The 12,994-nt window shown below is 69.2% G+C and carries 10 protein-coding genes; 3 read left to right on the top strand and 7 right to left on the bottom strand.

What is annotated here, in order from left to right; all coding sequences use genetic code 11:
- Window positions 1-19 precede the first annotated feature (19 nt).
- Window positions 20-610 carry a TetR/AcrR family transcriptional regulator gene (locus J7E88_RS11220; protein ID WP_251022449.1) on the top strand — a complete coding sequence of 197 codons (591 nt, stop codon included), beginning with the start codon at window positions 20-22 and terminating at the stop codon, window positions 608-610.
- A gap of 29 nt (window positions 611-639) precedes the next feature.
- Here J7E88_RS11220 and J7E88_RS11215 read toward each other — a convergent pair whose 3' ends face one another.
- From J7E88_RS11215 to J7E88_RS11195, 5 genes are all read right to left on the bottom strand, one after another.
- On the bottom strand, window positions 640-1,887 hold the full coding sequence (locus tag J7E88_RS11215; protein WP_215179696.1) for an FAD-dependent oxidoreductase: 1,248 nt from the start codon (window positions 1,885-1,887) through the stop codon (window positions 640-642).
- 89 nt (window positions 1,888-1,976) lie between these two features.
- Entirely contained in the window at window positions 1,977-3,545 is a 1,569-nt protein-coding gene (locus tag J7E88_RS11210; RefSeq protein WP_251022448.1) for an MFS transporter, read from the bottom strand.
- 65 nt (window positions 3,546-3,610) lie between these two features.
- On the bottom strand, window positions 3,611-4,285 hold the full coding sequence (locus J7E88_RS11205) for a response regulator transcription factor (protein ID WP_215179694.1): 675 nt from the start codon (window positions 4,283-4,285) through the stop codon (window positions 3,611-3,613).
- An 807-nt stretch (window positions 4,286-5,092) separates the two neighbouring features.
- The gene (locus J7E88_RS11200; protein WP_215179692.1) at window positions 5,093-5,602 is read right to left on the bottom strand and encodes a DinB family protein; all 510 of its coding nucleotides are present in this window, start codon (window positions 5,600-5,602) and stop codon (window positions 5,093-5,095) included.
- A 464-nt stretch (window positions 5,603-6,066) separates the two neighbouring features.
- On the bottom strand, window positions 6,067-7,890 hold the full coding sequence (locus J7E88_RS11195) for a glycoside hydrolase family 15 protein (protein ID WP_215179690.1): 1,824 nt from the start codon (window positions 7,888-7,890) through the stop codon (window positions 6,067-6,069).
- 410 nt (window positions 7,891-8,300) lie between these two features.
- Here J7E88_RS11195 and J7E88_RS11190 point away from each other — a divergent pair, with 410 nt between their 5' ends.
- Window positions 8,301-10,598 (top strand): MMPL family transporter, encoded by a 2,298-nt coding sequence (locus J7E88_RS11190; protein WP_215179688.1) that lies wholly within the window; start codon window positions 8,301-8,303, stop codon window positions 10,596-10,598.
- 191 nt (window positions 10,599-10,789) lie between these two features.
- Here J7E88_RS11190 and J7E88_RS11185 read toward each other — a convergent pair whose 3' ends face one another.
- Complete coding sequence (locus tag J7E88_RS11185) at window positions 10,790-11,314, bottom strand: hypothetical protein (RefSeq protein ID WP_251022447.1); 525 nt, start codon at window positions 11,312-11,314, stop codon at window positions 10,790-10,792.
- 291 nt (window positions 11,315-11,605) lie between these two features.
- On the bottom strand, window positions 11,606-12,103 hold the full coding sequence (locus J7E88_RS11180; protein WP_215179687.1) for a potassium channel family protein: 498 nt from the start codon (window positions 12,101-12,103) through the stop codon (window positions 11,606-11,608).
- 329 nt (window positions 12,104-12,432) lie between these two features.
- Between J7E88_RS11180 and J7E88_RS37385 the strand changes: the two genes are divergently transcribed.
- Window positions 12,433-12,897: an alcohol dehydrogenase catalytic domain-containing protein gene (locus tag J7E88_RS37385; protein ID WP_374196266.1), complete on the top strand. Its 465-nt coding sequence runs from the start codon at window positions 12,433-12,435 to the stop codon at window positions 12,895-12,897.
- The last annotated feature ends 97 nt before the right edge of the window (window positions 12,898-12,994 follow it).

Below are 12,994 nucleotides of genomic sequence, written 5' to 3'. Positions count from 1 at the left end.
GGCGGTACACTTACCGATAATGAGACAGGAAAGAAATGGCCGCCCGACGCCCGGCCGTCCGCGCAGTGAGGACGTTTCCCGGGTAATCGTGGGCTCTGCGCTGCAACTGCTGCGGGAGCGCGGTCCGCAGGGTGTCACGATGGAGGCCGTCGCGCTCCATTCCGGTTGCGCGAAGACGACGATCTACCGTCGTTATCGCAACCGTTACGAACTTCTCCGTGCCTCGCTCGGGTTCGTCGAGGGAATTCCGGAACCTCCGCCCGACCTTTCCACCAGGCAGCGTCTTCGTTTCCTTCTCGGGCAATTCCGCCAGGGCCTCGAAGAAGTCGTGGGTCTGCGTGCGCTGGCCGCTCTCCTGCGCGGCGACGAGGACGATCCGGAATTCTCCCGCGCGTTCCGTGAGAGTGTGCTGCAGCCCCGGATCGATGTGCTGCTGACGGCTCTCCAGGAGGGGATCGCCGTCGGCGATCTCCGGCCGGAAATCGACTGTCCCACGGTGGTCAGCATGCTGGCTGGATCCTTCATCGCCCGCTCGGCGATGCAAGGAACCGTGCCTCCCGACTGGGCGGACACGGTTCTCGACACGCTGTGGCCCGCCGTCGCTGCCTGATCCGACGGCGGGCCCGGGGGCGGGTGGTGTCAGGACTCGGTGCGGCGCCCCGACCTCGCGCCGACCCCGGCCATCGCGGGCCCGATGTGCTCCGGGCGAATGCCGACGCCGATGAACATGGCGGTCCACTTGTTCAGGAACGAGAATCGGCGCACCACCCGTGCCGCGAGCGGCCGTTCGACGGTGGTCTGCCGGTTCTTGGGGTACAGGTCGGCGAGCATGTGGACCTGGGCCAACTGGACCGCGCGCACGGGCAGTTCGCGGCGTCGCTGCACCTTGTTCAGGTCGCGCCGGTCCGGAGCGCGCCCGGCGCGCAGCACGGGCCCCAGAATGCGGGCGGCGGCGACCGCGTCCTGAACGGCCAGATTGATGCCTACGCCGCCGGCGGGCGACATCGCGTGCGCCGCGTCCCCGATGCACAACAGGCCCGGCCGGTGCCAGGTCCGCAGCCGGTCGACCCGTACGGTGAGCAGCTTCACGTCGTCCCAGCTGCCGATCTCCTCGGACATCCGGGCGCCGAGACCGGAGTTGACCGCGCTCACGTCGGCGCGGAGTCGCTCAATTCCCTCGTCCCGCACCTTCTCGTAGGCCCCCTGCGGGATCACGTAGGCCATCTGCCAGTACGTACCGCGGTCGATGGTGATCAACACGAAGCCCTCCCCGGTGTGCAGGAAGGTCAGCCGTTCGTCGGGCAGCCGGCTGATCCGGAACCACAGCACGTCCATCGGCGCCTGGCTGACGGACGGCTGGAGACCGGCGGACCCGCGCATGGCCGAGTGCCGGCCGTCCGCGGCGATCACGACGTCCGCGCGCAGTTCCATCGGACCGTTCGGCGTCGTGGCACGCACGCCGAGGACCTCGTCGCCGTCGCGGACCAGTTCGGTGGCCTCCGCCTTCTGGATCAGCCGGAAGCCGGGGTACTGGCTGCCCTTCCTGGCCAGGAAATCGAGGACGTCCCACTGCGGCATGAAGGCGATGTACGGGTGCTTACCGCCGATCTTGGAGAAGTCGGCGAAGTCCGTGCGCCCGGCGGGGGTTTCCACGCTGATGGTGGTCACCTTGCTGTGCGGCAGGGCGAGGAACTCGTCGATCCAGCCGAGTTCCTCGATGAGCCGCAGCGTCGACGGGTGGACGGTGTCCCCGCGGAAGTCCCGTAAGAAGTCGCCGTGTTTCTCCAGTACGACGACCTCGACGCCCTGCCTGGCGAGCAGCAGGCCTGCCATCATGCCGGCAGGACCACCGCCCACGACGACGCAGCGAGTGTATTCGGTGTGCACCGCGATGACTCCTGAGAGTGGGAGGAAGAGGGCCGTGCGCCCGGTCACCCGGGCGCACGGCTCACAGGTACGCGCAGCCGTGGTGAGGGTCAGTGACCGGCGACGGCCGCCATCTGTGCCGTGTCGCCGCTCAATTGCATGTCACGGCTCCTGATCAGCGGAACGACCGCCACGGCGCCGGCGAAGGCGACGATCGCGGCGAAGACGAGGATCGAGTTCAGCCCGTCGATGAAGCCCGCCTGAGCTGCCTGGGCGAAGATTCCGCGCTCCTGGGGCGGAAGTTCACCCACTGCCTTGCCTATCTGTCCCGAGGACACGGCGTGGGCGAGGCCGTCGGCGCGGTCGGCGAGCGGGGTGCCCGCAAGTGCGCCGGACACGGAGTCCTTCACCCGCTCGGCGAACACGGCGCCCATGACGGCCACTCCGAGCGCGATGCCCAGGGAGCGGAAGGTGTTGTTGAGGCCCGAGGCCACGCCGGACCGCTCGGAGTCGACAGCGCCCATCGCCGCCGCCACGACGTTGGGGTTGACGAGGCCGACGCCGAGGCCGGTGACCAGCTGACCGGTCAGCAGCGCCGTCCAGTCGTCGGAGGTCTCCAGACCGCCCATCAGGAGCAGCCCGACGCCGATGAGGGCAAGCCCGCCCGAGACCAGCCAGCGGGCGGGCACGACCGATCCGGCCCGCGCGGCGAGCGCCGAGGCGACGAAGATCGACAGGGTGAGGGGGAGCAGCCGCAGCCCGGCCTCCAGAGGCTCCAGTCCCAGCACCGTCTGCAGATAGAGCGTGAGATACAGCAGCAGGGCGAAAGCGGTGGAACTCATCGCGAGCACCCCGAGGCTGGCGCCGGTGGTGGTGATGCGTCCGAAGACGACGCCGGGGAGCATCGGATTGCTGCGGGTCCGTTCGACCCACACGAACAACCCCAGGGCCACCGCGGCGGTGATGAACGCCGTGACGACCTGGGTGCTGCTCCAGCCCGCCTCGTTGGCGCGCAGAAGCGCGAAGGAGAGGGCACCCAGGGCGGTGCTGAGGGTGAGGAATCCGGGCCAGTCGACACGGCCGGACACCTGCGCCCGCGACTCCGTCATCCGGGTGAGCGCCCCGATCAGGGCGAGTACGCCGATCGGCAGGTTGACCAGGAAGATCCAGCGCCAGCCGATGGCCTCCACCAGGACGCCGCCGGCCAGCGGCCCGACCGCGAGGGCCGCGCCGCTCACGGCACCCCAGACGGCGAGCGCCAGGTGCCGTTCCTTGTTTCCGGGATAGGCGGCGGCGAGCAGGGCCAGCGAGGTGGCCAGCAGCGCCGCCGCACCCAGCCCCTGGAGGACCCGGGCGGCATTCAGGAACAGCGGATCGCCCGCTATGCCGCACAGCAGGGACGCGACCGTGAACAACGCCATGCCGACGGCGAACACCGCCCGCCGGCCGAACCTGTCGGCCAGCGACCCCGCTGTCAGCAGGGCCGCCGAGAGGGCGACCGCGTATGCGGCGACCACCCACTGCAGATCACTGAGCGAGGCGTCCAGCGCCTCCTCGATGTCCGGCAGGGCGATGTTCACAATCGTGACGTCGAGCAACAGCATGAAACTGCCGACGCACACCAGTACGAGGGTCCACCAGCGGCTGCCGGTCATGGGGCGCTCCTCCGTGATGATCATTTAAATACGCTACGTGGAGCGTAGCGTAATTGCCCCGACACGCGCAAGGAGGACCCAGGGGGTGACTACGGCTCGACCGGCACGCCGTCCGGCTGCCAGGACCGGCCCATGAAGCGCTTGGCGTAGAGCGTGGTCTGTACGCGGTTGGGCGTACCGAGCTTGGCGTAGATGCGGCTGAGGTAGTTGCGGACGGTCTTGGGGCTGATGCCCAGGTGCTTGGCGATGTGTCCGGTGTCGTGGTCGTCGGCGACGAGCGAGAGGATCTGCCGCTCGCGCCCCGTCAGGTGGGACAGTGGGCAGTCGTCCTCGGGAGAGCGCCCCGAGGCGATCTGCAGGATCAGCCCCGCCGCCGCGCCGGACAGCGCCGCGCCGTCGCGGTGCACCGCGAGCAGGGTCTGACGCAGCTCCTCGCCGCTGATGCGGCGCGAGAGGTATGCGTTGGCGCCGGCCACGAACGCCTCCCGCATGAAGACGGGCTGCTGGTTGGAGCTGAGGATGACGATCCGGACGTGCTCCGAGTCCTTGCGTATCAGCCGGGCGGCGTGGATGCCGCCCGCCCCCGCGATGCTCAGACCCGTGACAACGATGTGCGGCCGGTGCGCCCGCAGGGCCCGGATCGCCGAAGCGCCGTCGAGTGCCGTGGACACCACGCTGAACTCGCCGAAGCTGTCCAGAAGCTTGCGTAAACCCTCGAGTACGATCTGTTCGCTGTCGACCAGGAGGACTTTGATCACTGCCATCGATGATCCCTCGGTTCGCTTGCAGACTGGGAAATCCGACAGGACGAGGACACCTGTAAGTCCCTCCTCCCCCGTTCCGCAGTCGTTTCGGCACCGAAACGACTGCGGATGTCCGACACTACCTCCGCAGCGAACTTTGGGGCGGATCATCGACGACTTGTTTCCCGTGAGAGGGCCGGTGAAATGGTGAATTCACCATTCCGCCTTTGCTCAATTGGGTTACGGGAGAGGGGCGGCGGCGCCAACGAGAGAGATGTGCGGCGTGGGGCATATGCCAACTTGAGGATCAACTACGGCGCGTCGTGTCCCCATCGTCCCCGGAGACCGCCGTTCCCTTTGGCGGGCGCAGAGTTCGGTGACTCACCGAACAGGCAAACACGCCTTCTTTCCGCGTTCTTCGCCGCCTGCCTCCCGGCATGTCGTGAACCGTGGCGACGCGCACACCGCAGCCACCGGAGCCCTGGCCGCACCGTGGCGGAATGCCCTGTTGGTGCAACGCGTAGAGGGTCTGCCCGAGTCGGCAACATGTAGGCGACAGCCGCCGTCAACGCGACCTGTTGCAAGCTGCCACGGGCGGCTTCGTCAACGGCCGCGGCGGCTTCGGGTCGCGCCGACTGCCAAGGCCGACCGTCAACGAGGGCCGGTCCTCGCCGGATCGGCGGCGACCGGCAGCACAGTGACTGCGGCGGCCGGGCGAGACGGCGATTCGGCCGCCCCTGACGGGACGGCTGTGGGGCGGTCGGCGGGATCGACGACCAACCGCCCCACCGGTTCGTTCGAGCGCTCGCCGTGTGCCGGGCAGACCGCTCAGGCTCCTACGACCCCGTCGACACCCTCGCGCAGAAAGTCTGCGTGCCCGTTGTGACGGGCGTACTCCAGAAGCACGTGTATCAGCACCATGCGGAGCGACACCTCTTCGCCCCACCGCGGCTGATACCCGGTCAGGTCAAGTGACTCGGCCTCCCGCTCGATGCGGCGGGAGTTCTCGACCTCCGCTTCCCATGCCGTGAACGCCTCGGCCCTGGTCGACTCGCTCGCGTCGTACGCGGCCTGGAAGTCGATCTTGTCCGACCAGACCATCGGCGCATCGTTGTCGTCGAACACCCGGCGGAACCACGCGCGCTCCACCTCGGCCATGTGCCGCACCAGGCCGAGCAGTGACAGCGTGGAGGGCGGCATCGACTGCTGCCGCAACTCCTCGTCGGTGAGCCCGTCACACTTCATGGCGAGCGTTGCGCGGTGGTAGTCGAGGAAGGCTCGCAGCATTTCGCGTTCGTTGCCGAAGCGGGGCGGTCCTGTACGGCTGTCAGTGGTCATCGTCGTGCTCCTCGTCGATCGATGGTCTCAGGAGATCGCTACGGAGATACGATCACGATTGCTGGACAACCTGGGCTGTGCTGCGGTTCCGTCGCCGGCCGCGCACCGCTCCGCTCCGCCGAAGGCATCGAGGAACCGCTTCGGCCGGTCACCAGGGCTTGGGACGCGACCGGGCGCAGCGGTTGTCGGTCACCGGGGATGCTGGAAGTTCGTGCTGCCCGCGCGGGGGAGTGGCCAGGCCGGCTCCGCGCGACCGGAGCCGGCACTGACCCAGTGCTCGCGACCGTCGTTCCGCGCTCAACCGTTCGCGGCGCTGGGGTGTTGGGCTCGCGGCGCACCAGCCACAGCCCGGCCCGCGGGAACGAACCGGTCGATCGCCGGCCGGCGGGCACCTGAAGCCGCGCCGGACGGGCCGGCCCCGAAATCGTGCCTACGCGGCACCGGTCGGTGTGCCGGCGCCGGCATCACCCCTCGGCGCGGTCCAGTTCCTCGTCGAGGGCCATCGCGGCCGTGATCAGCGCGAGATGGGTGAAGGCCTGGGGGAAGTTGCCCAGTTGCTCGCCGGTGGGACCGATCTCCTCGGCGAACAGCCCGACGTGGTTGGCGTAGGTGAGCATCTTGTCGAACGCGTAGCGGGCTTGGCCGAGTCGGCCGGCCCGGGCGAGGGCATTCACGTACAGGAAGCTGCAGAGGGAGAACGTCCCCTCGTCCCCGCGCAGCCCGTCCGGTGAGGCGGCCGGGTCGTACCGGTGGACGAGGCTGTCGGCCACAAGCTCCCTGTCCATGGCGTCCAGTGTCGACAGCCAGCGACCGTCCTTGGGGGAGAGGAAGCCGACGTCCGGCATCAGCAGAAGCGAGGCGTCCAGGACCTCGCTGCCGTAATGCTGGACGAACGCCTCACGGCGGGTGCTGTAGCCGCGGTCCATCACCTGGTGGAAGATTGCGTTTCGTGCGGCCGTCCACCGGGCGACGTCGGCCGGGCGCGCCAGCTCCGCGGCCAGCCGGATGCCGCGGTCGAACGCGGACCAGCACATCAGGCGGCTGTAGGTGAAGTCCTTGCGCCCGCCACGCGTTTCCCAGATGCCCTCGTCGGGGCGGTCCCACGTACCCGCGAGCCAGTCGAGCAGCGCGCTCAGATTGTGCCAGCCGTCGTATCCGGCCAGCTGCGCCGCATCGTGTGCCTGGCTGAGTGCGAAGACCACCTCGCCGTAGATGTCCATCTGCAACTGGTCGGCGGCGCCGTTGCCGAGCCGCACCGGCGCGGAACCCCGGTAGCCCTCCAGATGACCGAGGATCTCCTCGGCCAGGTGCGGGTCGCCGTCCACCCGGTACATGATCTGCAGGGGCTCACCCGTGGCGGTCCTGCCCGCGCGCACTCGGACGCCGAGCCAGCGACGGAAGTCGTCGGCCTCCTCGTCCAAACCGAGGTCCAGCAGCGCCTTCACCGACAGGGACGCGTCACGCACCCAGGTGTAGCGGTAGTCCCAGTTGCGTTCTCCGCCCAGCTGCTCCGGCAAGCCCATGGTCACCGCCGCGACGGGTGCACCGGTGGGCGCGTACGTCATCAGCTTGAGCGTGATCGCGGACCGATTGACCATCTGCTGCCAGCGCCCGCGGTACCGGCTGCGGCGCAGCCAGCGGTGCCAGTAGTCGTACGTGGAACGGAACTCCTGCCAGACGCCCGGCTCGGTGAGCGGTGGAGGCGACTTCGCGCCGCTCTCGCACACTGTCAGTATGGCCGCGGCCCGCTGTCCCTCATGGAGCACCACATCGGCCCGCACGTCCTGCCCGTCGCGTTCCAGGTGCACCGGCCCCGCGACATGGAGGAACGCATTGCTGTCCGGTCCGCCGAAACGGGCGACGCCGGGCTCCAGTTCGAGGCTGTGCTCCGCGCGCCCGTAGTCGAACCTGGGACGGCACGCCAGCCGAAAACCGATCGTGCCCCGTGTAGCGCGCATGACGCGGACGATGCGGTGCCGGTCCGCGGGGGCTTCGGCCGCGCCCAGGGGCATGAAGTCGACGACTTCGCCGACGCCCTCGTTCGTCATGAACCGCGTGACCAGGACGGCGGTGTCCGCCAGGTACAGCTGCCGGGTGGTGGCACCGGTCGCCTGCGGGGTGATCGCAAAGTGACCGCCGCGGTCATGGTCCAGCAGCGCCGCGAACATGCTGGGGGAGTCGAAGCGCGGCGCGCAGAACCAGTCGAGCACGCCTTCGGAGGTGACCAGGGCGGCCGTGCGCAGATCTCCGATGAGCCCGTGGTCCGCGATCGGTGGATAACGACGCATGGCGGTCCTTGAGAATGTGAGACGGTCCGGGAGGACCGGGTGTGGCTGATGGCGGGCCGACGGCCTTCGCCTGGTCACCGTTCACCACGCTACGGCGGGACGGCTCGGCGGGCATGCCGCCGTTGCCGGGCGAAGCCCCACCGGCTCTTCCGCGAGGCCTGCGGCCCCGGCGCACACCAGCACGCCGAGCGTCCAGTGGGTCATCCCCAGGGGCTTCGTACGGCTGCCGCCCCGGGGCCCGCCCTCCCGGCCGGGGCCGGGACGCCGTGTCACCCGTTCTCCCGTCCGGAGGTGCCGGGCAGGCCGCAGCCGCCTTCACTGTCGGTAGTCCGGTGTGTGCTCCTCAGGAGTGCGCACGACAGCTCACGGACTGCGGCGGTGATCCCGCCCCGCGGTCGTCGGGAGTACGCATGTCGTCGTCAGAGTCCCCGGCCGGGAGTGCCACCCTGCCACGCCCGAAGGGCGCGCTGCGGCGCATCGGTGAGTGGTGCGCCCGCCATTTCCTGACCGTCATCGTCCTGTGGCTGGCCGCCCTGGTCGGACTCCAGGTACTGGGTCGTACGCACGGCGGGGCGTACTCGGACGACTTCGCCCTGCCCGGCTCCCAGTCACACGACGGCCTCGACGTTCTCAAGGCCCACGATCCCGCCGCCGGTGGCTACGGCGCCCAGATCGTGCTGTACGACGCCTCGAAGCCACTCACCGACGTGAGCGGCCAGGTCTCGACCGCCGTGGCGAATCTGCAGAAGCTGCCTCATGTGCTCAGCGCGCAGAACCCGCTGTCGGCACCGGGTACGACGCCGCCGCCGGCCGGGACCAAGAACGTCGGCCCGCTCTCCACCGACGGGAAGACGGCCTACATCACCGTCCGGTTCGACGTCCAGCCTTCCACACTCGAGTCGTCCTACCTGGACGGCGTGGACACCGCGGTCCAGCCGCTGCGCGCAGCCGATGTGACCGTGGAGTACGGTGGACCGCTCGGTGAACTGGCGCGTCCCGAGCCCGATGACCGCACCAGCGAGGCCATCGGATTCACCGTGGCGATCCTCGTGCTGCTGCTGGGCTTCGGCAGCGTCGTGGCCGCCGTCATGCCCTTGGTGACCGCGCTCATCGCCGTGATCTGCGGACTGGCACTCCTCGGACTGCTGGCCGCAGCGTTCACCTTTGCCACGGTGTCGCCGACGCTCGCGACGATGATCGGCCTCGGTGTCGGTATCGACTACGCGCTCTTCCTCATCACCCGGCACCGCCAGAACCTCATGAACGGGCAGGACCCGGTGACCGCGGCCGGCCTCGCGACGGCCACCAGCGGACGTGCGGTGCTCGTCTCCGGCTGTACGGTCGTCATCGCCCTCTCCGGCCTGTGGGTGTCCGGGATCAGCTTCATCGGCAAACTCGGCCTGGCCGCCGCAGTCACCGTGGTCACCGCCGTCCTCGGCGCGATCACCCTGGTCCCCGCGATGCTGGCGCTCGTCGGACGGCGGATCGACAGACTCCGGGTGCGCAGGCCCATCGCTGAGACAGACACCCAACCCGGTGAGGAGGCCCACGGCACCTGGCACCGCTACGCCCAGCGCGTGGAGCGCCGCCCCTGGTGGTTTCTGGCGTCGGGCGCGGTGGTCCTGGCAGCCCTCGCCATCCCGCTGTTCTCCATCCAGCTGGGACACATCGGTGACGGAGCGGACCCGAAGTCCTTCACCGACCGGCGCGCCTTCGACCTGATGTCCACTGCCTTCGGGCCCGGTTCCAACGGCCCGATGACCCTTGTCGTCGATCAGACCGACGTGCCGCAGGCCGACCGCTCCGCGCTTGCCACCGCCGTGCAGAAGGCCCTGAGCGATGTGCCGGACGCAGCGGTGATCACGCCCCCGACTGCCACTCCGGACGGCGACGTGCTGATCGCGACCGCGTACTCCACGGCCGCTCCCCAGGACGAGAGGACAACCGACCTGGTCAACCGTCTCGTGGACGATGTTCTGCCCCAGGCGGTCTCCGGCACCGATGCCCAGACCTATGTGACGGGCACGACCGCCGCCCAGGTCGACTTCCTGGACATCGTCTCCAGCAGGCTGCCTCTGATCATCGCCGTCGTCGTCGGGCTCGCCTTCCTCGTCATCCTCGTGGTCTTCCGCGGCGTCCTCGTCGCCGTCAAGGCAGCCGTGCTCAATGTGCTGTCGATCGCGGCCTCGTACGGCGTCGTCGTCGCCGTCTTCCAATGGGGCTGGGGCGGCCCGGCACTTGGAGTCTCCGGCGACGTCCCGATCGAGAGCTACGTACCGATGATGATGTTCGCCATCGTCTTCGGACTCAGCATGGACTACGAGATCTTCCTCCTCTCCCGGGTCCACGAGGCGTGGCTGCGCACCGGGGACCCGAAGGCCAGCGTCGCGCATGCCCTGGAAATCACCGCGCGCGTCATCACCTGCGCGGCGCTCATCATGGTCAGCGTCTTCGCCGCCTTCATCCTCAGCGACAACATCGTGGTCAAGATGCTGGGGCTGGGACTCGCCGCCAGCGTGCTCATCGACGCGACGATCGTCCGACTGCTGCTCGTGCCCGCGGCCATGACGCTGCTCGGCACGTCGGCCTGGTGGACGCCGCGCTGGCTCGACCGGCTGCTGCCGCACGTGGACACCGAGGGGGAGGGCGAGATCGCCGCCGAGACCGGCACAGCTGTCCGCGTGGGAGTCGGCGGTCAGGCCCGGTGACGGGAGATTTCCGATCGGACATGGCCGCAGTCGAAACGCAGCGCCGGCAGATCGCATGTGAACACCGGGTCGACGGCTGCCCGCCGAGCCGGCCGGGGGCGCCGCGGGGCACGTCCCGCGGCGTCGGCAACGACCCGCCCGCATGCCGGCGGCTTGTGATGCATGACTTCGCGGGCTGGGTGAGGTGATGTTCATACGTGCTGGACGGTGACCTTGGCGGCCACGATCACCAGGCCGAGCGCGAGGTTGACGGCCGCGGCCGTCAGCACCACACGACGAGAGGCGCCGGCCCGGACCACCGCGGCGCTGGCCCAGACGACCTGCTGGACCACAGCGACGCCGAGCGCCAGCCAGGCGGCCGCTTCGAGCCCCATGCCGAACAGCGGGCTGATCGCGACAGCGGCGGCAGGCGCGACGGCGGCCTGCACGATGGGCCACTCGTGGGTGCAGACGTGGCGGATTTCCCGCCAATTCGCCGACGTGTGCAGGAACCGGTCGCCGACGAGTGCGGAGTAGGAATGCGCGGCCCAGAACACCACTCCCGTGCACAGCAGGAGCAGCACCAGCTGCAGACGCGGGTACGGTCCTGGCGTGCTGGCTCCGGCGATGACCGATGCGGACAGCAGCGAGCCGTACACGGCACCCGTGTACGGTGTCCTGTCCGTTGCCGGCGGCTGCCCGGCGTCCGGTTCTTGCCCCGCGGTGTGCCGTGTCATCCTTCTATGATCGCCAAGCAGGGCTGCAACGCCGCGCCGTACTCGCGGCAGTCGGCACAAGGTGCGGAAAAGCAGGCACGCATGGGGGTACCGCAGCCGAGATGATGCCGAGTCGCCGATGGGGTGGAAACCTGGATGCGGGGTCGCGACGACGTCTTCGTCCGCACCCCGGGTTTCACCTACGAGTTCACCTTGACCGTCTGGGGCTGAGTGCATCTGATCCTGGGCATGGGTGCCCGGAACCGCCCGCGCTCGCCGAGGGGCAGCGCCACCGCGATCGCACCCGGTTTCTCACCGGTGGTCGGGCACGTCCGGCCGGCTCCCTCCACCGGACAGCATCTGCTCCAGGCGGTCGAAGCGTTCGTGCAGCTCGCGCACGCTGTCCTCGCTCAGGCGGTGCGCGGCCTGTTCGGTCCTTCGGGCCAGGTGCCGGCGCCGCTCGGTCTCCCGGCCGACGAACCACGTCGCCAGGGCGGCGGTGACCATGCCGTAGGTGGTGATGCCGACGACCATCACCACCGCGCCGATGATCCGGCCCCACAACGTCACCGGGTAGAAATCCCCGTAACCGACCGTGGTCGCCGTCTCGACCGACCACCACAGAGCCCTCGGGTACGTCGTCAGATTCGCGCCCACAGCGCCGTGTTCGGCGGCGACGACGGCCCATGAGCCGGCCAGCATGGTGAGTCCCAGCACGACCGTCGCGCCGCCGGCAGCCTTCACGTGCAGCGAGCGGCCTTCCCGGCGGAGCAGGAAGCCGATCGCCCTGACCATGAATGCGGGCTGCATGCTCCCTCCTCGGGGCTCGGACGGCTACGGCGGACGTCGGCGGTCAACGCCCGAGAGGGCGGGCCCGACAGCCGATCCTGCAGGCCTGGTCCTCGAGGCGTCCCGGCATGCTCCCAGTGTCGGCGGGCGTCCGCGCGAGGGCGCTGCGATCAGCGCATTGGAGTGGTGCGGCCCCCTGAGCTTGTTCTTCAAGGCCGCCCGCCTCGGCAACTCCTCACCGGTTCCGGCGGGATGCTGAGGCCCTGTTTGCGCGCGTCATGAACTCCAGAATTTGCGCAAGCTGCCTCGGCGGATGAAGCTGAGGATCGATGTGAAGAAGTGCTGAAGAAGTGCCGAAGAAGTGCCGAGAGCGCCGGCGGAGATATCCCCAGTCGCACGATCCCTCCAAGGCTCGTGGCGCAGACAACTGCCCTGGGGAGGGCCATCGACACCATGAGAGCCTTTTCCTCAGGAGAATCGGCGAGGCCGGCGTCATAGAGAAACCGGTCCCCGAAACCGGCTCCAATGACGGGGGCGTGTGCACCACCGCGGCCATGGTCTGTACGTCCGACCGGCACACGGTGAAGAGAGCGATTCCCGTCGCTCCCGACGGCCCAGGGGGGCCCGAGGCGGTCGGCGTTGTTCATGGCCTTGGTTCTGCCGTCGAGGGCCTCTCCGAGGGCGAGCGCGTCGCTGTGATTGGGGTGTCCCCGTGTTTCCCGTGCGAGTCGGTTTGCCGCCCGAGGCTGGTGGGTGCTCGCCTTCTCTCTCATGGTCAGGTGGTCAGGCCGAAGATGGCGATGATCACCCGGTAGCACACCGCCACGACCGCAGCGCCCGCCACATGGACACGGCGGGAGCGCGCTCGGCCGGGGGCGGGGCCACGTCCTACGAGGCATGGACGAACAAGCC

This window comes from Streptomyces sp. ISL-10, from assembly GCF_018614575.1.
Taxonomy (GTDB): Bacteria; Actinomycetota; Actinomycetes; order Streptomycetales; family Streptomycetaceae; genus Streptomyces.
The sequence above is the reverse complement of the archived record's forward strand: the minus strand, read 5'-3'. Positions and strand labels throughout refer to the sequence as shown.